General features: G+C 71.8%; 18 protein-coding genes. 8 read left to right on the plus strand and 10 right to left on the minus strand.

Features of this window, described 5'->3' with window-relative positions:
* Window positions 1-9 precede the first annotated feature (9 nt).
* Window positions 10-501, plus strand: a complete 492-nt coding sequence (locus PT931_RS01450; RefSeq protein WP_456243883.1) for a SixA phosphatase family protein — start codon at window positions 10-12, stop codon at window positions 499-501.
* Here the strand turns inward: PT931_RS01450 and PT931_RS01455 are convergent.
* The 4 genes from PT931_RS01455 to PT931_RS01470 all read right to left on the minus strand — a co-directional run bounded on the left by PT931_RS01455 (window position 498) and on the right by PT931_RS01470 (window position 5,485).
* Entirely contained in the window at window positions 498-2,321 is a 1,824-nt protein-coding gene (locus PT931_RS01455; protein WP_456243884.1) for an NHL domain-containing thioredoxin family protein, read from the minus strand. The genes PT931_RS01450 and PT931_RS01455 overlap by 4 nt on opposite strands.
* Entirely contained in the window at window positions 2,318-3,598 is a 1,281-nt protein-coding gene (locus PT931_RS01460) for an MFS transporter (RefSeq protein WP_456243885.1), read from the minus strand. The genes PT931_RS01455 and PT931_RS01460 overlap by 4 nt, the downstream gene beginning before the upstream one ends.
* 85 nt (window positions 3,599-3,683) lie before the next feature.
* Window positions 3,684-5,177, minus strand: coding sequence for an LppU/SCO3897 family protein (locus PT931_RS01465; protein WP_456243886.1), 1,494 nt, complete (start codon window positions 5,175-5,177; stop codon window positions 3,684-3,686).
* Window positions 5,178-5,350: 173 nt separating this feature from the next.
* Entirely contained in the window at window positions 5,351-5,485 is a 135-nt protein-coding gene (locus PT931_RS01470; protein WP_267919994.1) for a hypothetical protein, read from the minus strand.
* A gap of 166 nt (window positions 5,486-5,651) precedes the next feature.
* On the opposite strand from PT931_RS01470, the gene PT931_RS01475 reads away from it, so the two are divergent.
* Window positions 5,652-7,604 carry a hypothetical protein gene (locus PT931_RS01475; protein WP_456243887.1) on the plus strand — a complete coding sequence of 651 codons (1,953 nt, stop codon included), beginning with the start codon at window positions 5,652-5,654 and terminating at the stop codon, window positions 7,602-7,604.
* A gap of 113 nt (window positions 7,605-7,717) precedes the next feature.
* Here PT931_RS01475 and PT931_RS01480 read toward each other — a convergent pair whose 3' ends face one another.
* From PT931_RS01480 to pdhA, 3 genes are read right to left on the minus strand one after another with little or no spacing between them, the layout of a single operon-like run.
* Entirely contained in the window at window positions 7,718-9,094 is a 1,377-nt protein-coding gene (locus tag PT931_RS01480) for a dihydrolipoamide acetyltransferase family protein (protein ID WP_456243888.1), read from the minus strand.
* A 2-nt stretch (window positions 9,095-9,096) separates the two neighbouring features.
* Window positions 9,097-10,080 carry an alpha-ketoacid dehydrogenase subunit beta gene (locus PT931_RS01485; RefSeq protein WP_456243889.1) on the minus strand — a complete coding sequence of 328 codons (984 nt, stop codon included), beginning with the start codon at window positions 10,078-10,080 and terminating at the stop codon, window positions 9,097-9,099.
* Window positions 10,080-11,213: a pyruvate dehydrogenase (acetyl-transferring) E1 component subunit alpha gene (pdhA, locus tag PT931_RS01490; RefSeq protein ID WP_456243890.1), complete on the minus strand. Its 1,134-nt coding sequence runs from the start codon at window positions 11,211-11,213 to the stop codon at window positions 10,080-10,082. Before pdhA ends, PT931_RS01485 begins: the two co-directional genes overlap by 1 nt.
* Window positions 11,214-11,712: 499 nt before the next feature.
* Between pdhA and PT931_RS01495 the strand changes: the two genes are divergently transcribed.
* Entirely contained in the window at window positions 11,713-12,231 is a 519-nt protein-coding gene (locus tag PT931_RS01495; protein ID WP_456243891.1) for a hypothetical protein, read from the plus strand.
* Window position 12,232: 1 nt separating this feature from the next.
* On the opposite strand, the gene PT931_RS01500 is transcribed toward PT931_RS01495, so the two are convergent.
* Both PT931_RS01500 and PT931_RS01505 read right to left on the minus strand, forming a co-directional pair.
* Entirely contained in the window at window positions 12,233-13,810 is a 1,578-nt protein-coding gene (locus PT931_RS01500; protein WP_456243913.1) for a GTPase, read from the minus strand.
* Between the two features lie 2 nt (window positions 13,811-13,812).
* Complete coding sequence (locus tag PT931_RS01505; protein ID WP_456243892.1) at window positions 13,813-15,513, minus strand: dynamin family protein; 1,701 nt, start codon at window positions 15,511-15,513, stop codon at window positions 13,813-13,815.
* 164 nt (window positions 15,514-15,677) lie between these two features.
* Here PT931_RS01505 and dnaK point away from each other — a divergent pair, with 164 nt between their 5' ends.
* The 5 genes from dnaK (at window position 15,678) to PT931_RS01530 (ending at window position 20,058) form a co-directional block, all read left to right on the plus strand.
* The gene (gene dnaK / locus PT931_RS01510; protein WP_456243893.1) at window positions 15,678-17,525 is read left to right on the plus strand and encodes a molecular chaperone DnaK; all 1,848 of its coding nucleotides are present in this window, start codon (window positions 15,678-15,680) and stop codon (window positions 17,523-17,525) included.
* A complete protein-coding gene (gene grpE, locus PT931_RS01515) occupies window positions 17,525-18,103 on the plus strand; it encodes a nucleotide exchange factor GrpE (RefSeq protein ID WP_363729210.1) in 579 nt (192 codons plus the stop codon). The genes dnaK and grpE overlap by 1 nt, the downstream gene beginning before the upstream one ends.
* Window positions 18,104-18,131: 28 nt before the next feature.
* Entirely contained in the window at window positions 18,132-19,286 is a 1,155-nt protein-coding gene (gene dnaJ, locus PT931_RS01520) for a molecular chaperone DnaJ (RefSeq protein ID WP_456243894.1), read from the plus strand.
* Window positions 19,283-19,693: a heat shock protein transcriptional repressor HspR gene (locus PT931_RS01525; RefSeq protein WP_363729212.1), complete on the plus strand. Its 411-nt coding sequence runs from the start codon at window positions 19,283-19,285 to the stop codon at window positions 19,691-19,693. Before dnaJ ends, PT931_RS01525 begins: the two co-directional genes overlap by 4 nt.
* Before the next feature lie 83 nt (window positions 19,694-19,776).
* Window positions 19,777-20,058 (plus strand): antitoxin, encoded by a 282-nt coding sequence (locus PT931_RS01530; RefSeq protein WP_456243895.1) that lies wholly within the window; start codon window positions 19,777-19,779, stop codon window positions 20,056-20,058.
* Between the two features lie 112 nt (window positions 20,059-20,170).
* On the opposite strand, the gene PT931_RS01535 is transcribed toward PT931_RS01530, so the two are convergent.
* On the minus strand, window positions 20,171-20,542 hold the full coding sequence (locus tag PT931_RS01535) for a hypothetical protein (RefSeq protein ID WP_456243914.1): 372 nt from the start codon (window positions 20,540-20,542) through the stop codon (window positions 20,171-20,173).
* Window positions 20,543-20,591: the final 49 nt, after the last annotated feature.

Raw genomic sequence — 20,591 nt, forward strand, 5'->3', positions numbered from 1 at the left:
CCTGAACGCGTGTCCACCTCCACATCGGAACGCACACTCGTCCTGTTGCGGCATGCGAAGGCCGAGGATCCCGGTTCCGTGCCCGACGCGCAGCGTTCGCTCACCAAACGCGGCCTCCTCGACGCCGCCGCCGCGGGTGCCTGGCTCGCCGGGCAGGGCATCGCGCCCCAGCTCGTGCTGTGCTCGCCCGCGCGCCGGACCAAGGAGACCTGGCACCAGGTGGCCGGCGCGCTGACCGAGGCGCCCGAGGTGGCCTACGTCGAGGAGATCTACTCCGGCGGCCCCTGGGAGCTGCTGGAGCTGCTGCGGTCCGTGACCGCCGGGACGGTGCTGGTCATCGGGCACAACCCGACGCTGGAGCTGTTGGCGGCGCTGCTGGACCCGGAGGGCGGGGACAGGATGCGGACGGCCTCGTTCAGCGTGCACACCCAGGCGGGGCCGTGGGCCGAGCTGGGGGCCCGGACGGCCCCCGTCTCGGTCACGCACGTGTCGCGGGGCTAGTCCAGGCCCCGGAGCACCAGCGCCAGCCGGGTCGCCCCACCCTCGACGACCCGGATCGGCACACCCCAGTCCTGCCGGGTCAGGTGGCACGCCGGGTTCTCCGCCTCCGCGTCGCACGTCGCCGCCTGCGCGACCACCTGCAACACCCCGGAACCCTCGGCGAGTACCAACTTGCGGTGCAGGTCCGTGTGCACGCCCGTGCCGTCGAGCAGCAGCCCGGTCGGGGACGCCGACACGTCGAGCCGGGTCGACGGGCCGTACGTCTCGTCCAGCTTCTGGCCCGGCGCGGGTTCGAAGACGATCTGCAACTCCACCGGGCCGGGGGCCAGGTCCGTCACGGGCCGCTCGACCCGGAGCCGGGAGCCGGTGACGTTCAGGCCGCCGACGACCGGGCGGGTCAGCCGGTGCGCGGCCGACTCGACCACCACGAGCTCGTCGGCGACCACCAGCACGTCGCTCGGTTCGGCGAGATCCGTCGCGAGGGTACTGACCGTGCCCGTGACCGGGTCGTAGAGCCGCAGCGCCCCGTTGTACGTGTCCGCGACCGCCACCGTGCCGTCCGCGAGCGCCGCCACCCCCAGCGGGTGCTGGAACAGCGCGCCGGCCGCCGGCCCGTCCACGTGCCCGAAGTCGAACAGCCCCTGGCCGACGGCGGTGTGCAGCACGCCGTCCTCCACGTACCGCAGGGCCGAGGTCTCCGCGTCGGCCAGCCACAGCCGGCGGCCGTCGGGGCTGACGGACAGGCCCGAGGGCTGGGCGAGCCAGGTGTCGGCGAGCGCGCCGTCCTTGAGGGCCTCGACCGTGGTGCCCGCGTAGCAGCCGGCGGTGCGCTTCACCGGGTCGAACCACCACAGCGTGTGGGTACCGGCCATGGCGATGACGACCTTGCCGTCGTACCAGGCGACGTCCCACGGGGAGGACAGGTCCACCGCCCGCGCGTCGTGGGCGTGGTAGTCGAGGGTGCCGCGCCACTGCCGCCCCGTACCGGCGACGGTGGTGACCGTGCCGTCGGAGAGCTTCACGCCCCGGAGCAGGTGGTTGACGGTGTCGGCGACCACCACGTCGTACCCGGCGATCGAGGCGATGGGGGCCGGCAGCAGGCACAGGCCCTGCGGCTCGTTGAACTGGGCCGGGGAGTCCAGCCGGCCGCGCTGGCCCACGCCGATCCGGCGGAGCACGGTCTCGCCGTCGGTGCCGAGCTCCACGAGGGAGTGGTTGGCGGAGTCGGAGACGAGGAGGGTTTCCTCCGCGGCGCCCCGGCGCGCGGCCGGCAGCACGATCGCCTTCCCCGGGAACCGCAACGCCGTCTCCGGCGGCGGCGGGGCCACGTACGGCCCGTCGCCGCGGTGCAGGGTGCCCTTGCGCCCGTGCTCGTCGACCAGCTCCGTCAGCAGCCGGTCGAGGCCCTCGGCATGCCCCTCGCCGGCCATCGACGCCACGAGGTAGCCCTCGGGGTCGACCACGGCCAGGGTGGGCCACGCGCGGGCCGCGTAGTTCTGCCAGGTGATCAGCTCGGGGTCGTCGAGGACGGGGTGGGCCACGCCGTAGCGTTCCACGGCCGCGGCCACCGCCGCCTCGTCCTTCTCGTGCTCGAACTTCGGCGAGTGCACGCCGATCACGACCAGCACGTCGGAGAACTTCTCCTCCAACGGGCGCAGCTCGTCGAGGACGTGCAGGCAGTTCACGCAGCAGAACGTCCAGAAGTCCAGCAGCACGATCTTGCCGCGGAGGTCCGCGAGGGTCAGGGCGTTGCCGCCGGTGTTCAGCCAGCCCCGGCCGCGCAGCTGGGGCGCCCGGACCCGGGCCTCACGTCGCGTCATGCCTTGACTGTAGCCAGTTCCGGTTCGGTCGGGGTGAGGTCACGGCCGTCCTGCGCGGGGGTGAGCAGCGGCCGCAGTGACACGGCCAACACGCACGCCACGAGCGACCCGCCGACGACCAGCGCGACCCACCAGCCGCCGTGCCCGCCGCCGATCAGCGGACCGGCGCTGACCGGGCCGATCACGCCGCTGACCCCGAAGACCATGGAACCCATCGCGTTGTACCGGCCGCGCAGCTCCGGCTTCGCCAACGCGTTCGTGATCGCGGGCATCACCGGGGACATCATCGTCTCGCCCAGGGAGAAGATCACGGCACAGGTGAGCACCGCGCCCGCCGCCGCGACCGTGCCGGGGACGAGCCCGCCGAGCCCGAGCACCGCCCAGGACGCCGCGAACAGCGCCCCGGTGCCGGCGAGCCCCAGCGCGCGGCTCCGGCCCTCCAGCCAGCGGAGCACGAGCAGCTGCACCGACACGATGGTCAGCGCGTTGCACGCGAACGCAGCGCCGATCACCTTGGGGGAGACGTCCGCGACCGTGCTCGCGTAGGCGGTGAAGCCGATCTCCATCTGCGCGTACCCGCAGATCGCGAGGACCAGGCTCAGCGCGATCAGCCGGCGGAACGGCTTGTCCCGCAGCACCGTGAGGTAGCCGCCGGAGGGGACGGGCGCGCCGTCCTCCTGCCGGGCCCTGGCCACCCGGTGCCCGATGTGCGGCATGGTCAGCAGGATGATCGCGGGGATGATGTTGCCGATCCCGCTGAGCACGTAGACCAGCTCGAACGAGGCCGGCCGGGCGACGTCGACGATCACGCCGGACAGCAGGCCGCCGATGCCGATGCCGAGGTTGACCAGGGTGAAGTTCAACCCGAAGGTCTTCTGCCGCTCCGGCTCGCTGGTCACGCTGGTCATCACGGTGTTCATCCCGGACCACAGCACCGCGCCGCCGAGCGCGACACCCGTCATCGACAGGTACGCGTGCCAGGGCTCGTGCACCAGCGCGATCGAGCCGACGCCGACCGCCTCGATCAGGAACCCGGGCAGCAGCACCTTCCGCGCGCCGAACCGGTCGATCAGCGAGCCGCCCACCGGGGCGAGGGCGAGGGTGAGCACGCCCATCCAGCCGACGGCGAAGCTCACTGTTGTCGCGGACAGGCCGCGCACCTCGTGCAGGTAGACGAAGAGGAACGGCAGCGTGAGCCCGCGGGCGACCGTGGACAGCAGGGTGCCGAGCAGAAGGCGGCGCGCCTCGGGGCGGGAGGGGAGTGACGCACGGAACATGCCCGCAGTCTGCGCCTCCGGTACGACAAGACGCCAACGGAATAGCGCCCCACTGTGATGTAAGGAACAGTGGGGCGCTGAATCGTTACTTGGACGGCTTGAGGCAGAGCACCTTCTCGGTCTTGTCCTTGTTCGTCAGAATGACCACGGGCTGGGTGGAGTCACACTTTTCCTGGGAATCCACCGACTTCGTGATCTTGTACGTGTCCTTGGCCCCGCACTTCGCCGGCTTCGCCTCCGCGCCCTTGCGGGCCACGCACGAGCCCACCGAGTAGTCGGTGCCCCCGAACGCCCAGTAGGCGATGCCGGCCGCGCCGACGGCCAGGAGGACGAGCCCGAGCACCAGGGCCGCGACCTTGAGCCCCTTGCCCTTCTTCTTGGCCGGCTCGGCCGCCGGGTACTGCTCCGACGGGAACGGCGACGGCGCGTACGGGGCCGGCTGCACCGGGGTGCCGTACGTGGCGGTGCTGGGCGGCGGAACGGTCGGCGTGCCGTACGCCGACGGGATGGCCGCCGGGGGGATGCCGGGGGCCGTGGGTGCCGTGGGGGCCTCGGGCGCGGCGAACACCGAGGTGGTCGGCTCGGCCGGGGCCTGGCTGTGCGCGAGGGTGTCGGGGTCGACCGGGGTGCCGTACACGCCCGCGGTCGGGGCCGTGGGCGGCTCGGGGGTGACCGGCGCGCCGGAGTGCATCCACGCGGTCTGGTCGTCGGCCGGCGCGGGCTGGGTCCACGCGGTGGTGTCCTCGGCCGGGGCCGGGACCACCGGGCCGGCGGCCATCGTGGCGGTCTCGTCGTCCGCCGGCTGGGGCTGCGCGGCCGGCGGCGCCTCGAACACGGCGGTGGCCGGCTCGGCGGCCTCGACGGGCGGGGCGACCGGGTCGCTGGGCTCGACCGGGGTGGCCGGAACGCTCTGCGCGGCCGGGACGGAGACCGTCTGCTCCTCGACCGGCGCGACAGGCTCGACCGGCTCCACCCGTGCGGCGGACTCGACCCGGGTCGGGGGCTCCACCGGCGCGGCGGGAGCCGTCACGGGCTCGTGGGCCGCTGCGGGAGCGGAGGGGGTGGCGGAGGGCGCGGACTCGACCGGTACCGCCACCGTCGCGCTCTCGGCGGGCTCCACAGCGGACGCGGTCTCCACCGGGGCGGCGGGAGCGGCGGGCGCGACCGGAGTGGCCGGGGCGGCGGAGTGGTCCGGGGTGACAGCGGCAGCGGGCGCGTCGACGGCCTCGGTGGGGGCGGGTGCGGCCGGCTGGGCCAGCGTGGGCTCCTCGGCCGACTGCGCACCGCCGGACTCCGCACCAGCACCGGCCGCGGTTTCCGGACCGGCACCGGCAGCTGAACCGGACGGGTCGCCAGCCGGGGACTCCGCACCGGCAGAGGCTCCGGACGCGGCACCGGCATCCGCACCACCGGCGGGCAGCGCCTCGGTGGCGCGCTCCACGCCGGCATCCGCACCGGCGCCGTGCTCCGGACCGGTGCCCTGCGCGCCGGCGGCGGGCTGCGCGACGGTGGCATCTGACGCGCGGGCGCTGTCGTCCGCGGCCGGCCGGTTGGCCGAGGTCGGGTCCTCGGACGTCATGGGTGTCTCCCTCAGGTCAGTTGATCCGGAGCCACGGTAGCCCGGGGACAGGGCGGCGTCCCAGGAGGTTCCGCACCGGTCCCGGGATCATGCACCGGATACCCACGGTTTATACACCGAAGCCCCGGCAGGCGGTGGCCTGGCCGGGACTTGGTCGAGAGGGAAGTCAGTTTTTAGTAGCGATTCGCAATCGTCAGCAGCTCGTCGCGCAGCGACTGCGAGGGGCAGTTCTGCAGTGCGCGCTCGATGGCACGAGCGCGTCGGTGAGCGGCCCGCCGGTTGCGGAAGTTGTCCATCAGCTTGTTCATCGTCTGTCGCCTCGCCCTGTAGCGCGTCTCTTCGTCTTCTCTATTAAAGCTTGTAGAGAGGCCTTCACGCCACCGATTCTTAGGTGTGCTCCCTCACGTTGCCTACGAATCGTCTGTGTCAGCTGGGTGACAGGCAGGTTATCGAAAGGGGCTAGCGTCTTCGGCTATGCGCTGTCTCCTGGCTCTGCTGCCCGCCGTCGCGTACGCGGGCGCGGTGGTCGCGATGTACCCCTCGCGGGGGAATGTCGTCGCACCCTTCCGGTTGGCGCTGATCCGGGCGGCGGTGGTCGTCGGGGCGTACGCGGTGGGCGGGGTCGAGCTTCTGTCGCGGTACCAGGCGATTGGTTCAAAGGGTTTCGTGTATTTATGGGTGGTGGGCGCGGGGCTGGCCGTCGGGGCCGGCTGGTGGCGGCGGAAGGGATTCCGGCGGCCCGAGCCGGGCAGGCTCGACCGGGCGGCCGCGGTGCTCCTCGGCGGGCTCGGGGCCGTGCTGCTCGGCGCGCTCGTGCTCGCGCTGACCTACCCGCCGAACAACTTCGACTCGATGACCTACCACCTGCCCCGGATCGAACACTGGGTCCAGCAGCACACCGTCGAACTGTTCGCGGTCCGGATCCACCGGCAGGTCACGTACCCGCCGGGGTCGGAATACCTGATGCTGCACCTGCGGGTGCTCACCGGCGGGGACCGGCTGCACAACCTCGTGCAGTGGGGCTCGGCGGTCGGCTGCGCGCTCGCCGCCAGCCGGATCGCGGCCCAGCTCGGCGGCGCGCGGCTCGCCCAGATCCTCGCCGCCGTCGTGGTCGGCAGCGCGCCGCTCGTCGCCCTGGAGGCCAGCAGCACCCAGAACGACCTGGTCACGGCCCTGTGGGTCGCCGTCATCGCCACCGTCGCCCTCGACCGGGGCCGCGACCTCGGCACGATCGTGGTCCTCGGCCTGGCCACCGGGCTCGTCGCCGTCACCAAGATGACCGGGCTGTTCGGGGCCGCGCCCGTGCTGCTGGTCTGGGGCCTCGTGGCGCTGCGCCGGGCACCCGTCCGCGCGGTCCTCGGCGGGCTCGGGGTCCTCGTGCTCGGCGGGTTGGTGGTGGCGCCGTACCTCGCGCGGACGTACGCGGAGTTCGGGAACGTGCTCGGGCCGGCGTACCTGAGCGACTCCGTGACGATGGGGAAGCACAGCCCGGCGGTGCTGCTGGTCAACGCGTTGATGGTGGTGCAGAGCCTGTTCGACAACCCGCTGACCGTCGGGTTCGCGGAGGGGATCGTGACGCTCGCCCGGTGGCTGGGGGTCGATCCGCATGATCCGGCCACGAGCTTCGGGCCGGCGTTTCCGCAGATCACCTGGTATCCGGACGAGGACCGGTCCTCCTATCCGCTCCAGGCCTTCCTGGTACTGGCCGGGGTGGTGGCGGCTCTGGTCCGGCCGGTCCGGGATGGGCTGGGCGCGGGGTCTGCGGCTGGCGGGGGTGCGGCCGAGGCTGGGGCGGTCGCCCCGGACGGGGCGAGCGCGCTGGTCGCGGGGTGGATGAACCCGGCGCGGGTCTACGCGTGCTGTTTCCTCGCCGCCGCCGCGCTGCACGTCTCGATGATCAAATGGCAGATGTGGGGGAACCGGCTCACCGCGTACCTGCTCGTCCTCGGCGCGCCGCTCGCCGGCCTCCTGCTCGCCGCGCTGTGGCGGCGCCGGGCGGTCCTCGTCGCGCCCGTCGTCGCCGTCGCGCTCCTGCTCGGCCTGGCCTCCGTCGGGTACGGCTGGCCCCGGCGGCTCGTCGGCGACAACTCGCTCCTCACCCTCGACGAGGACCAGCGCCGGTTCTCCCGGCGGCCCCTGTGGCAGGCCGACTTCGAGTGGGCGGCGCGCCGGGTCGGCGGGGCGCGGGTGATCGGGATCGCGCAGGACAACGACTCCTGGGAGTACCCGTGGTGGTTCCTGCTGCCCGGGCGCGAGTTCCGCGCACTCCAGAGCCAGGTGCCCAGCAAGCCGGCGACTCCGGCGGGGGAGACCGACGCCGTGGTGTGCACGATCATCCCGGTCGACAAGTGCGGGTACTACCGGCCGGCGGGGTGGTCGTACGAGACGCACGGGACCGTGACCGTGATCCTGCCGCCGGGGCGCTGAGGCCGGGGTGGCCTCCCCGCAGAGGTGCCGATGCCCTCGGGCCGGAAACGCGGCGTAACCATCAAAAAGGTCTGGGCCCCGGTGATCGCTCACCGGGGCCCATCCTCTGACTACTAGCTCCAGCCCAGCAGGGCCGTCTCCGGGTCCGCGAGGAACGCGCCGATGTCCGCGAGGAACTTCGAGCCCAGTTCGCCGTCGATGATCCGGTGGTCGAACGACAGGCCCAGCGTCGTCACCTGACGCGGCTTGACCTTGCCCTTGTGCACCCACGGCATCTCACGGATCGCCCCGAACGCCAGGATCGCCGACTCGCCCGGGGGCAGGATCGGGGTACCGGTGTCCACGCCGTACACGCCGACGTTGGTGATCGTGAACGTGCCGCCGGACATGTCCGCCGGGGAGGTCTTGCCCTCCCGGGCGGTGCCGACCAGCGCGGTGAGCGCGCCCGCCAGCTCCAGGAACGACAGCGAACCGGCGTCCTTGATGTTCGGCACGATCAGCCCGCGCGGCGTGGCGGCGGCGATGCCCAGGTTGACGTAGTCCTTGACCACGATCTCCTGGGCGGCCTCGTCCCACGACGAGTTGACCATCGGGTGCTTCTTCAGCGCGGCCGTCACGGCCCGCATGACGAGGAGCAGCGGGGAGATCCGCACGTCCCGCCACTCGCGGTTCTTCTTCAGCCGCTCCAGGGCGTTGACCCCGCGGGTCACGTCCAGGGTGAGGAACTCGGTCACGTGCGGCGCGGTGAACGCCGACCGGACCATGTTCTCGGCGGTGAGCTTGCGGACGCCCTTGATCGGGATCCGGGTCTCACCACCGGTGGAGGTGACCCGGACCGGGGCGGCGGTCGCGGGCGCGCTCAGGGCGGCCTGCACGTCGTCCCGGGTGATCGAGCCCTGCGGGCCGGTGCCGACGATCCCGGCGAGGGTGACGCCGAGGTCCTTGGCGAGCTTGCGGACTGGGGGCTTGGCCAGCACGTGCAGGGCTGCGCCGTTGAGCGCGGCCGGCTGGGTGACGACCGGCTGGGTGACGACCGGAGCGACGGCCACCGGGGCCGGGGCGACGACAACCGGAACCTCGACGGGTACCGGGGCCGGGGCCGGAGCGTGCGCCGGGGCACCCTTGCGGGCCCGCCGGGTCGCCGTACCGGTCCGGGGACCGTAGCCGACCAGGTTCGCCTCACGCTCGGGCTTGCCGGCCGCCGCCGGGGCAGCCGGGGCCGCCTCGGGGAGCGCGCCCGCACCCGGGTCCGTGTCGTACTCGATGATCGGCGCGCCGACGTTGACCGTGGTGCCCTCGCCGTGGAACAGCTGGGTCACGACGCCGACGTACGGCGACGGGATCTCCACGGCCGCCTTGGCCGTCTCGACCTCGACGATCGGCTGGTTCAGCTCGACCGTGTCGCCGACCTTCACCAGCCAGGTGAGGATCTCGCCCTCGGTGAGGCCCTCGCCCAGGTCCGGCAGCTTGAACTGCTTGATCCGCGACATGCTCACCACCCGAACGACTTGTCGACGGCGTCCAGCACCCGGTCGAGGTCCGGGAGGAACTCCTCCTCGACCCGCGACGCCGGGTACGGGATGTCGTAGCCGGTCACGCGCTGGACCGGGGCCTCCAGGGAGTAGAAGCACTCCTCGGTGACCCGGGCCGAGATCTCGGCGCCGATGCCCAGGTTGCGGGACGCCTCGTGCACGACGACCAGCCGGCCGGTCTTGCGGACCGAGTCGAAGATCGGGCCGAGGTCCAGCGGGGACAGGCTGCGCAGGTCGATGACCTCGAGCGAACGGCCGTCCTCGGCGGCGGCGGTGGCCGCTTCCAGGCCGACCTTGACCATCGGGCCGTACGCCACGACGGTCGCGTCCGTGCCCTCGCGGAGCACCTTCGACGTGAACAGCGAGCCGGCCGGCTCGACGGACAGGTCGACGGACGCCTTCTCGTAGTAGCGCCGCTTGGGCTCCATGAACACGATCGGGTCGTCGCTCTGGATCGCCTGCTGGATCATCCAGTACGCGTCGGCGGGGTTGCTACACGAGACCACCTTGAGGCCGGCGGTGTGCGCGAAGTACGCCTCCGGGGACTCCGAGTGGTGCTCGACCGCGCCGATGCCGCCACCGAACGGGATCCGGATGACGACGGGCATCTTCAGCTTGCCGCCCGACCGGTAGTGCATCTTGGCGAGCTGCGAGACGATCTGGTCGTACGCCGGGTACACGAAGCCGTCGAACTGGATCTCCACGACGGGGCGGTAGCCACGGATGGCCAGGCCGATCGCGGTACCGACGATGCCCGACTCGGCGAGCGGCGTGTCGATGACGCGGTCCTCGCCGAAGTCCTTCTGCAAACCGTCGGTGATCCGGAAGACACCGCCGAGCTTGCCGATGTCCTCGCCCATGAGCACGACCTTCGGGTCGTCCTCCATGGCCTTGCGGAGCCCGGTGTTGAGGGCCTTGGCCAGGGTCAGGGTCTCAGCGGCCATCAGTGGTTACCCCCCTCGAACGAGTTCTCGTACGCCACGAACTCGGCGCGCTGGGCGTCGAGGAGGTGGGAGCCACCCGCGTACACGTTGTCGAACATGCTCACCGGAGCCGGGTCCGGCAGGGCCAGCACCCGCTCGCGCAGGTGCACGGCGACCTTGCCGGCCTCCTTCTCGACGTCCGCGAGGAACGCGTCGTCGGTGAGGCCGCGCTTGTTGAGGTAGAGGCCGAGACGCAGGATCGGGTCCTTCGTCTTCCACTCCTCGACCTCCGCGCCCTGGCGGTACCGGGTCGGGTCGTCCGAGGTGGTGTGCGCGCCCATCCGGTACGTGTACGCCTCGATCATCGTCGGGCCGTTGCCGCGCCGCGCGTTGTCCATGGCGGCCTTGGTGACCGCGTGCACCGCGAGGACGTCGTTGCCGTCGACCCGGATGCCCGGGAAGCCGAAGCCCTGCGCGCGCTGGTACAGCGGCACCCGGGTCTGGCGGATCACGGGCTCGGAGATCGCGTACTGGTTGTTCTGGCAGAAGAACACGATCGGCGCGTTGTACGCGGCCGCGAAGACGAACGCCTCGTTCACGTCGCCCTGGCTGCTGGCCCCGTCGCCGAAGAACGCGATCACGGCCTCGCCGTTGTCGTCCCCGACGTTGCCGTCCTTCTGGATGCCCATCGCGTACCCGGCGGCGTGCAGCGTCTGGGCGCCGATCACGATCGTGTACATGTTGAACTTGTACTCGTTCGGGTCCCATCCGCCCTGGTCAACGCCACGGAACAAGCCGAACGGCATGATCGGGTCGATGCCCCGGGTGTACAGGACGCCGTGCTCCCGGTACGTCGGGAAGGCCATGTCCTGCGGGCGCATGGCGCGCCCTGCTCCCACCTGTGCGGCCTCCTGGCCGAGCAGCCCGGCCCACAGGCCCAGCTCGCCCTGGCGCTGGAGTGCGGTCGCCTCGGCGTCCAGTCGACGGACGGTGACGAGGTCGCGGTACAGCCCGCGGAGCTCGTCGTCTGTGAAGTCGACCGTGTAGTCGGGGTGGTCTACGCGGTCACCCTCAGGGGTGAGCAGCTGGACGAACTCCGGCTCGCCGCTCTTGCGGCGTCCGGCTTTCGCCTTGGCGTTGGCCCTCTCGGCCATACGGTTTTCCCTTCTCCCTCGCGAGGTGCGCCGACGCAGGGGTGGCGCGCCGGAGCGTGAACGTCTGCCGCGGGAGTTCTGGTCGAGCACCGCGCGGCGGGAGCGCCGGCACGAAAGGCCCGTTTACGCACGGTAGTGCGCCTCGGGCCTCGGTGCCGTCAAGTGCAAGCATCGCACGCCCGGTGAGCGCGACCACAGTCGCGGATGGCTCTCTGTGCACGCCGCGCCGCCATAAATCAACCATAACGGGTGGAACGTGTGATAACTCCACATCAGAAAACGGTCAAGTAAGGGATCGCGCACAGCGTGCGATTACGTCATCCTGTACCAGGGAGGACACGAGGGAGGCACGGGGATGAATATCCGCGCGGTCGGGGGACTCGTCGCGGTGGCCACTCTGGCAACCGCAGTCGTGATATCTGCCGGCGCATCGAGCATCGATGACACCAGGACCAACTCCACAACCACTCCGTACCTGGCGGCACCGCCACCAGGCCCGATGGTGATCACGGTCGGCCCTACGACGGCCGTGGCCCCGATACCGCCGGCGCCGGTCGAGCAGCCGCCCGTCGCCGTGCCCGTACCCGAGCCGAAGAAGGTGGACCGGGTCAGGCCGCCCGTCAAACCTGTACCCACCCCGGTCACCGCGGTGCCCGCCGGGCCCAAGGTGCCGGAGGGGCTCGTGCCGATCCAGTCGCCGCCGCCCGGCCGGCCGCTGCGGCCCGACCCGCTCGGCCCCGGCTCGCTGTCCCCGATCGGGACCGGCCCGTTGGCGGAGACGCTGGTGGACGGCCTGTACCTGGGCTTCCTGCCCGACGGCACCCCGCTGTGCCCGGAGCGGGCGTACCGGACCGGCATGGTCACGATCCGCATGCTGCCGCCGGTCACGCGGGCGGGCGTGCCGACCCTCCGCCGGGTCGAACCGGTGACGCCCCGCAGGACCGAGGCGGTGACCTCCCGCCGGGTGGTCCCGTCGGAGGCCCACCCGGTCGTGTCGTACCGCTACTGGACGCGCTGACTCACAGCGCGTCCAGCGCCTTGCGGGCGTCGTCGTAGCAGGTCAGCTCGGCGCGGACCGGGGCCACCACATGCTCCTCGGTGACCCGGTCCACGGCGGCGAGCAACGCGGACGTGGCCCGGCGCTCCGTGCGCCGGGCCCCGATCCCGATCAGCGGCCGGGTCACGACCGTCAGCAGCAGGCCGGCGAGCAGCCCGGCCCCCAGCAGCAGGGTCGGCACCGGCACGATGCCCTGCTTCGGCAGCGGCAGGTCGATGCCGAGCGCGCCGAGTCCGAGCCGGACCAGCAGCCAGCCCACCCCGACCAGCGCGCACAGCGCGAACACCCACTGCAACCCGCCCACGAACCGCCACCAGCGGGGGTTACGGGCCGTGATCGCCGTCGAGCCCACGGCCCGGTCCAGCGCGTCGGCCAGGTCGGCCTCGTCGGCGCGGGCCGCCGTCCGCACCGAGGCGGGCCAGGGCTCGGGTAGGCCGACGCTGGCCTGGTCGGCGAGGTCCCGGACGGCCAGGGTCGCCGCCGCGCGCCGGGCCGGGGTCGGCGGCGGCACCGAGGTGCGGGCCACCGGGTCGAGGTGCAGGCGCTTCAGCGGGTCACGGCGGAGTCTGCCCAGCCAGCGGGTCAGGGGCCACCCCGTGGCGGCGACCCCCCTCTTCCGGTACGACGCGCCGGCCGCCTCCGCGACCGCGTCCACCCCGGCCGTGGCGGCGAGGGCGGCGCTGGCCCGGCGGACCAGATCAGAGGTGATCTTCGCCGGGGGCGGGCCGACGAAGGCGCCGAGCCGGCCGGCCATGGTGTCCACGTCGGCGCCGAGCCGGTTGGAGGCCGCGCGCTTGCCCGCGACGGCCTTCTCGATCAGGGCGCGCAGCTCGGACACGCCCGCGCCGGTGGTGGTGGAGACGCCGAGCACCGGTACCCCGCTGAGTCCGTGGGTTTTCAGCAGGCCGGTCAGGTCCTCCAGGCAGGCCCGGGCCCCGTCGGGCGGCAGGGTGTCGACCTTGTTCAGCACGACGACCGTGACCTCGCGGTGCCGGCGGAACTGGCTCAGGTACCGCTCGTGCACCAGGTTGTCCGCGTACTTCTGCGGGTCCAGCACCCAGACCACCAGGTCGACCAGGTCCAGCAGCCGCTCCGCCTCCTCGCGGTGCGCGGCGGCCGTCGAGTCGAAGTCGGGCAGGTCCAGCAGGATCAGCCCGCGCAACGCCGCCTGCTCGTCGGCGTCCAGCACCGTCTCCCGGGCGTGCCAGCTGGGCAGCCGCAACCATTCGAGCAGCTCACCGGAGCCGTTCGGGCCCCACACGCACGCCTGGGTCCGGGCCGTGGTCGGCCGGCGCACCCCGACGTCGGACAGCTCCAGCCCGGCGAGCGCGTTGAACATGCTCGACTTGCCGCTGCCCGTCGCCCCGGCGAGCGCCACCACCGTGTGCTCCCGGGACAGGTCGAGGCGCTGGCCGGCGCGTTCGAGCACCGACCGGACCGGGGCCAGCTCGGCGGCCGGCAGCCGGTCCCCGACCACCTCCACGAACCGGCGCAGGGACTTCAGCCGCGACGGCAGGGCCACGGGGCGCGGGCGGGGCATCTTCACCGGAGCATCCCCCACGCCTTGCGGGCCCGGTCGACCTCGGACGCAAGTTCGCGCAGATCGACGGGTACGGCCAGTGGCGGGTCGAGCAGCAGCGGGGTACGGCGCTCGTCGTAGAGGGCCTCGACCCTGGTCAGCAGGTCCTTGCGGGCCTTCGCGGCGAGCGTGCGGACCGCCTGGTCGCCGAAGATGGCCTCCAGGATCTTCTGGCCCACGACCGTCGTGCCGGCGGCCACCCCGACCTCCGCGCCCGTCGGGATGAAGCTCGTCGCCGTGAACACCGCGATCATGACCAGCAGACCCGTGGCGTTCACCGTGTACGCGGCGACCCGGGCCACCCCGCGCTTGCTCGCGCCCTCCACCCGGACCAGCTCCAGGACGCCCGCCTGCCAGTCCCGGACCAGGCGCTCGGCCTGCGCGGGGGTGACCGGATCGGGCTCGGGCGGATCCGGGACCGCCGCGCGCGCCCGGTCGTCGGCCTCCACCCCGGCCGCGGTGATCACGGCGGCCACCCCGCTGGTCAGCGCCTCGCGGAGCGGCTCCCCGGCCACCTGGCGACCCGTGACGGCGGCGGTGACCCGGTCGCGCCAGCGGCCCAGCCGGGCCTGGAGCGCGCGGAGCAACTCCCCCGTACCGACCAGCTCCTGCCACCGGGCCAGCACCTCGCCCTTGAGTAGCGCCCCGTCGGACAGGTCCCGGCGCACGGTGTCCAGCGCCTCGGCGTACGCGTCGTCGACGGCCCCGTTGACCCGGTCGCGCTCGGCGGCCTGCTCCTCGGACGCGTCGGCGAGCGCGCGCACCCGGTCGGGAACGGACCGCACCGCGCCGTCCAGGGTGCGGCGGACCACCTCGGCCCGGCTGGTCGCGTCGCCGGCCAGCTTCGCGAACCACTCCGACAGCGGCCGGATCGTGGCCTCGGGGAGCAGGCCGTGCGAGTCCAGCGGGGTCTCCGAGATCGTGAACAGCTGCTCCTCGTCGAGGCCGTGCTCGGCGAGCAGCTCCTCGAAGTGCGCGGTCACCTCGGCCTCCGCGCCCGGCGGCACCCGGTCCATCACGAGGGCGAGGGCGACGTCGCGCTCCTTCGCCGCGTGCAGGAACTCCCAGGGCACCGCGTCGGAGTACCGCGCCGCCGTCGTCACGAACAGCCACAGGTCGGCGGCGGCGAACAACTGGCCGGCCAGTTCCCGGTTGGACGCCACCATCGAGTCGATGTCGGGCGCGTCGATGAACGCCAGCCCCGGGGTGAGCCCGGTCGCGGTGACCAGGTGGATGTTGGCGGCCGGGTTGGGCCGCTCGTCCTCGTCCTGGATCGCGCGGAACATCCCGGTGTCCATGCCCGTCGCCCGGGACATCTTCGGCAGGATGTGGAAGCCCCGGAACCACTGGCTGTCGGCGGGGTGGCTCACCAGTACCGGTGAACGGGTCGTCGGGCGCAGCACCCCGGCGGCGCTCACCGGGGCCCGGACCAGGCTGTTGATCAGGGTCGACTTGCCGGCACCGGTCGAGCCGCCGACGACGACCAGGACGGGCGCGTCGAGCCGGGCGAGCCGGGGCAGCAGGTAGTCGTCGAGCTGTTCGGACAGGTCGTGCGCGACGGTCCGCGCCTGGGACGCACCCGGAGTGTCAAGGGGAAAACGGGCACCACGGACCATGCCACGCAGCTCTTTCAGCGTGGCCCCGAGCTTGTCTGCGCCCGTCACAGCCTCATCTTCCGCGTCGGCGTGCCTCGTTCATACCCTGTTTCACCGAAATCACGGTATCCGATCTTGCAAGGTTGCGCGGGTGTGACTCAACTCTGGTTTGACTCTGCGCAATCGTCTGGCAATATTGAGTCCGGTTCACTCAACTCGGGAGGCACATCAACATGGCACGTGCGGTCGGAATCGACCTCGGAACGACGAACTCATGCATGAGCGTTCTGGAGGGCGGCGAGCCCACGGTGATCGCCAACGCTGAAGGGTCGAGGACGACCCCGTCCATCGTGGCGTTCGCGAAGAACGGCGAAGTTCTCGTCGGCGAGGTAGCCAAGCGTCAGGCGGTCACCAACCCGGACCGGACGATCCGCTCGGTCAAGCGGCACGTCGGTACGGACTGGAAGATCGACATCGACGGCAAGCCCTACACCGCCCAGGAGATCTCCGCCCGGGTGCTGATGAAGCTCAAGCGCGACGCCGAGTCGTACCTCGGCGAGCCGGTCACGGACGCGGTCATCACCGTCCCGGCGTACTTCAACGACGCCCAGCGCCAGGCCACCAAGGAGGCCGGTGAGATCGCGGGCTTCAACGTCCTGCGGATCGTCAACGAGCCCACCGCGGCCGCCCTGGCGTACGGCATGGACAAGCACGACGAGATCATCCTCGTCTTCGACCTCGGCGGCGGCACGTTCGACGTGTCCCTCCTCGAGGTGGGCGACGGCGTGGTCGAGGTCAAGTCGACCGCCGGTGACAACCACCTGGGCGGCGACGACTGGGACGAGCGGATCATCGCGCACCTGATCAAGACCTTCCAGGGTCAGCACGGCATCGACCTGGGCAAGGACAAGATGGCCCGCCAGCGGCTCCAGGAAGCGGCCGAGAAGGCCAAGATCGAGCTGTCGGCGACCCCGCAGACCGGGATCAACCTGCCGTACATCACGGCCGGCCCCGACGGCCCGCTGCACCTCGACGTGACCCTGACCCGGGCCGAGTTCCAGCGCATGACGCAGGACCTGCTCGACCGGTGCAAGAAGCCGTTCCAGGACGCGATCAAGGACGCCGGCATCCCGCTGGCGAAGATCGACCACATCATCCTCGTGGGCGGCTCGACCCGGATGCCCGCCGTCACGGAGCTCGTCAAGGAGCTGACCGGCGGCAAGGAGCCCAACAAGGGCGTCAACCCGGACGAGGTCGTCGCCGTCGGCGCCGCTCTCCAGGCCGGCGTGCTCAAGGGCGAGGTCAAGGACGTCCTCCTGCTCGACGTGACCCCGCTGTCGCTGGGCATCGAGACCAAGGGCGGCATCTTCACCAAGCTCATCGAGCGCAACACCACGATCCCGACGAAGCGCTCGGAGATCTTCACGACGGCCGCCGACAACCAGCCGTCCGTGCTGATCCAGGTGTTCCAGGGTGAGCGCGAGATCGCGGCGTACAACAAGGCGCTGGGCACCTTCGAGCTCACCGGCCTGCCCCCGGCGCCGCGCGGCGTCCCGCAGGTCGAGGTCACGTTCGACATCGACGCCAACGGCATCGTGAACGTGCACGCCAAGGACCTGGGCACCGGCAAGGAGCAGAAGATGACGATCTCCGGCGGCTCCGCGCTGCCGAAGGACGACATCGAGCGCATGATGCGCGACGCGCAGGACCACGCCGACCAGGACAAGAAGCTCCGGGACGACGCGGAGACCCGCAACCTGGCCGACTCGCTCGTCTTCCAGACCGAGAAGTTCGTCGCCGAGAACGGCGACAAGATCCCGGAGGACAAGAAGACCGAGATCAACGACGCGCTCGGCGAGCTGAAGGGCGTCCTCGGGGGTACGGACATCGACGCCATCAAGGCCGGTACCGAGAAGCTGTCCAAGGTCTCCCAGGAGGCCGGCTCGGCGATGTACGCGGCGAGCGCGGCGGCTGGCGAGGCCGGCCCGGGCGCGGGCGCTCCGAACGACGCCCCGAACGCCAACCAGCAGGGTGAGGACGTCGTCGACGCCGAGGTCATCGACGACGAGAAGAAGAAGTGATGGCGGGCTCGCCCACCGGCGGGGACCGCCAGGAGGATGAGCCGGTCGTGATCCGCGACAAGCGCAGGATCTCCGCGGACGGCGCCACTCCGGCGCCGGCCGCGGAGGCCCCCGCGGTCGAGATCCTGGAGGAGGACTCCACCCAGGACGCTCTCGACGAGCTCACCAAGGACCTCCAGCGGGTCACCGCCGAGTACGCGAACTACCGCAAGCGCGTCGACCGGGACAAGGGCTTCGTCGCCGAGCAGGCCACGGGTGCGGTGCTCGCCGCCCTGCTGCCGATCCTCGACGACCTCGACCGGGCCCGCGACCACGGCGACCTGGTCGGGCCGTTCGGCACGTTGGCGGAGCAGCTGTCCCAGGCGGTGGCGAAGTTCGGGCTGGTCGGTTTCGGGGAGAAGGGCGATCCGTTCGACCCGAAGCTGCACGAGGCCGTCGCGCACTTCACCTCGCCGGACGTCACCGAAGCGACCTGTGTGGACGTGATGCGCCGGGGCTACCTGCTCGGCGAGAAGCTCCTCCGGCCCGCGATGGTGGCCGTCGGGGAGCCCGCTGCGGCCGACGAGACCGCAGAATAGAACAACGCATGACGGAGGGAGGCGCTCGATGAGTTCGAAGGACTGGCTGGAGAAGGACTTCTACGCAGTACTCGGGGTGTCAAAGAGCGCCTCCGCCGACGAGATCAAGAAGGCCTACCGGACCCTGGCCCGCTCGCTGCACCCGGACCACAACCCGGGCAACGCGGAGGCCGAGGACCGGTTCAAGGCCGTGTCGGAGGCCTATGACGTGCTCTCCGACGACACCAAGCGCAAGGAGTACGACGAGCTGCGCTCCCTGTTCGGCAGCGGGGCTTTCCGGGGCGGCGGTCCCGGGCCGCGCAGCCAGCAGGACTTCGGCAACTACACCGGTGGCGCCGGTGCCGGGGGCGGCTTCGGCGACCTGTTCGGCAACCTGTTCGGCGGCGGTGCCGCCCGGCGGCGGACCGGCCCGGCCCGGGGGCGCGACGTGGAGGCCGAGCTGATGCTCGACTTCGACAGCGCGGCGCTCGGCGCGACCCTGCCGCTGACCCTGCGCTCGCCCGGCACCTGCGACATCTGCCACGGCAGCGGCGCGAAGCCGGGTACCACGCCGCGGACCTGCCCGACGTGTGGCGGCCGGGGCCTGGTGACCCGGGCGGAGGGCGCGTTCAGCATGAGCGAGCCGTGCCGGGACTGTCAGGGTGTCGGTTCGATCGTGGACGACAAGGACAAGTGCACGGAGTGCGGCGGTACGGGCGGCGTAACGAAGGCCCGCACCCTGAACGTCCGGATCCCGGCCGGCGTGGCCGACGGGCAGAAGATCCGGTTGAAGGAACGCGGCGAACCCGGTGAACGGGGCGGCGCGCCCGGCGACCTGTACGTGCTGATCCGGGTCCGCCCGCACGAGGTGTTCGGCCGGATGGGCGACGACCTGCTGCTGACCGTGCCGGTGACCTTCCCGGAGGCGGTGCTGGGCACGGAACTACGGGTGCCGACCCTGGAGGGCGGGGTGACCGTCCGGCTCGCGTCGGGTACGCGGAGCGGCCGCACCCTGCGGGTCCGGGGCAAGGGCATCCGACGCAAGGACGGCTCGGCGGGCGACCTGCTGGTCACCATCGAGGTCGACGTGCCCAAGGACGCCTCCGAGGAGGCGCGTAAGGCACTCGCGGAGTTCGCGGCGGCGACGCCGTCGGCGGACCGGAGCAAGCTGGATGCCGAGGTGCGACGGCGGGAGAGGTCATGAACGCCCACGCGAAAGTCCTGATCATCTCCGTGGCGGCGCGCCTGGCGGGCATGCACCCCCAGACCCTCCGGCAGTACGACCGGCTGGGGCTGGTCGAGGCGGGCCGGGCCCCGGGCGGCGGCCGGCGGTACAGCGCGCGGGACGTGGACGTGCTCCGCGAGATCCAGCGGCTGAGCCAGGAGGAGGGCGTCAACCTCGCCGGCATCAAGCGGATCATCGACCTGGAGAACATGGTCGACGAGTTGCGGCACCGGCTGGCGGCGACCGAGGCCGCGCTGGCGGAGTCGGAGCGGCGCGGGGCGGAGTTCGCGGCGTTGCACCCCGGGTTCGCCCGGCGCGCCGTGGTGCCCAGTCACGAGACGGCCCTGGTGGTCTGGCGGCCGAGGCGCTCGCCCGAATCCAGGTAACTCCCGCCTATCCAGAGTTATACTCATGAGTGCTGGCAATTCGGGCAAATGGGCCCGAAGCCGGTTTCAGGGGGGTAGCACAGATGGGCATCTTTGACGACATCAAGAAGAAGGCCGAGGACGTCCTCGGCGGCACCAAGGACAAGGCCGCCGAAGCTACGGACAACGCCCAGGACCAGGCCGGCGACATGAAGGACAAGGCCGGCGGCGCGATGGGCAACATGGCTGGCAAGGCCGGCGAGATGGTCGACAAGGGCGCCAACATGGCGGACGAAAAGACCGGCGGGAAGTACACCGAGCAGATCAACAAGGGTGCCGACACCGCCAAGGACGCCATCAACAAGATGGGTAACCGCGACAAGTAGTTGTCCGGTGCCTAGAGCACCGGAACCCCACCCAGGAGTGGGGGTTACGCCGACGTCGTATCACTGACCTCGGCGTCGGGCGGGGCCGCTCCAGGCTCCGCCCGCTCTCTGTCTACGTCAGGAGGCGGCGGGGCTTGCGGACCAGGCCGCCCTGGCACCACTCGGCGTAGTCGAACAGCTCGGGGTGGCTGATCAGGGCCTGCGCGTTGGCGGCCCACATCCGCAGCTGCTCGTCGGGTTCGCCGCCCGCCCGGTCGATCATCTTCTTCAGCCGGCGCTTCGGATGTGCCCGGAAGTCGGTGCGGACCGCGTCGGCCGTGTAGATGTACAGGCAGTGCAGGGCGAACCGGCGGGCCGGGCACTGCGCGTCGGCGGCCAGCTCGTAGAGCGTGGGGATCAGGGAGTCCTGCGCGACCAGCAGGTCCCAGTCCGGCGGGAGCCCGGCGAGCGAGACCGAGTCCGGGTGGTACGCCCACTCGCGCATCTCGGCGCCGGTCGGGTCGACCGGGTTCGCGAAGCCGTGGAACGTGGCC

The sequence above is a fragment of the Longispora urticae genome, from assembly GCF_053902585.1.

Excerpts from the sequence above, each read along its gene's own strand:
- PT931_RS01455 (WP_456243884.1), bottom strand. The coding sequence starts at position 2,321 with ATGACGCGACGTGAGGCCCGGGTCCGGGCGCCCCAGCTGCGCGGCCGG.
- PT931_RS01460 (WP_456243885.1), bottom strand. The coding sequence starts at position 3,598 with ATGTTCCGTGCGTCACTCCCCTCCCGCCCCGAGGCGCGCCGCCTTCTG.
- PT931_RS01465 (WP_456243886.1), bottom strand. The coding sequence starts at position 5,177 with ATGACGTCCGAGGACCCGACCTCGGCCAACCGGCCGGCCGCGGACGAC.
- PT931_RS01470 (WP_267919994.1), bottom strand. The coding sequence starts at position 5,485 with ATGAACAAGCTGATGGACAACTTCCGCAACCGGCGGGCCGCTCACCGA.
- PT931_RS01475 (WP_456243887.1), top strand. The coding sequence starts at position 5,652 with ATGCGCTGTCTCCTGGCTCTGCTGCCCGCCGTCGCGTACGCGGGCGCG.
- PT931_RS01480 (WP_456243888.1), bottom strand. The coding sequence starts at position 9,094 with ATGTCGCGGATCAAGCAGTTCAAGCTGCCGGACCTGGGCGAGGGCCTC.
- PT931_RS01485 (WP_456243889.1), bottom strand. The coding sequence starts at position 10,080 with ATGGCCGCTGAGACCCTGACCCTGGCCAAGGCCCTCAACACCGGGCTC.
- pdhA (WP_456243890.1), bottom strand. The coding sequence starts at position 11,213 with ATGGCCGAGAGGGCCAACGCCAAGGCGAAAGCCGGACGCCGCAAGAGC.
- PT931_RS01495 (WP_456243891.1), top strand. The coding sequence starts at position 11,713 with ATGGTGATCACGGTCGGCCCTACGACGGCCGTGGCCCCGATACCGCCG.
- PT931_RS01500 (WP_456243913.1), bottom strand. The coding sequence starts at position 13,810 with ATGCCCCGCCCGCGCCCCGTGGCCCTGCCGTCGCGGCTGAAGTCCCTG.
- dnaK (WP_456243893.1), top strand. The coding sequence starts at position 15,678 with ATGGCACGTGCGGTCGGAATCGACCTCGGAACGACGAACTCATGCATG.
- grpE (WP_363729210.1), top strand. The coding sequence starts at position 17,525 with ATGGCGGGCTCGCCCACCGGCGGGGACCGCCAGGAGGATGAGCCGGTC.
- dnaJ (WP_456243894.1), top strand. The coding sequence starts at position 18,132 with ATGAGTTCGAAGGACTGGCTGGAGAAGGACTTCTACGCAGTACTCGGG.
- PT931_RS01525 (WP_363729212.1), top strand. The coding sequence starts at position 19,283 with ATGAACGCCCACGCGAAAGTCCTGATCATCTCCGTGGCGGCGCGCCTG.
- PT931_RS01530 (WP_456243895.1), top strand. The coding sequence starts at position 19,777 with ATGGGCATCTTTGACGACATCAAGAAGAAGGCCGAGGACGTCCTCGGC.
- PT931_RS01535 (WP_456243914.1), bottom strand. The coding sequence starts at position 20,542 with ATGCGCGAGTGGGCGTACCACCCGGACTCGGTCTCGCTCGCCGGGCTC.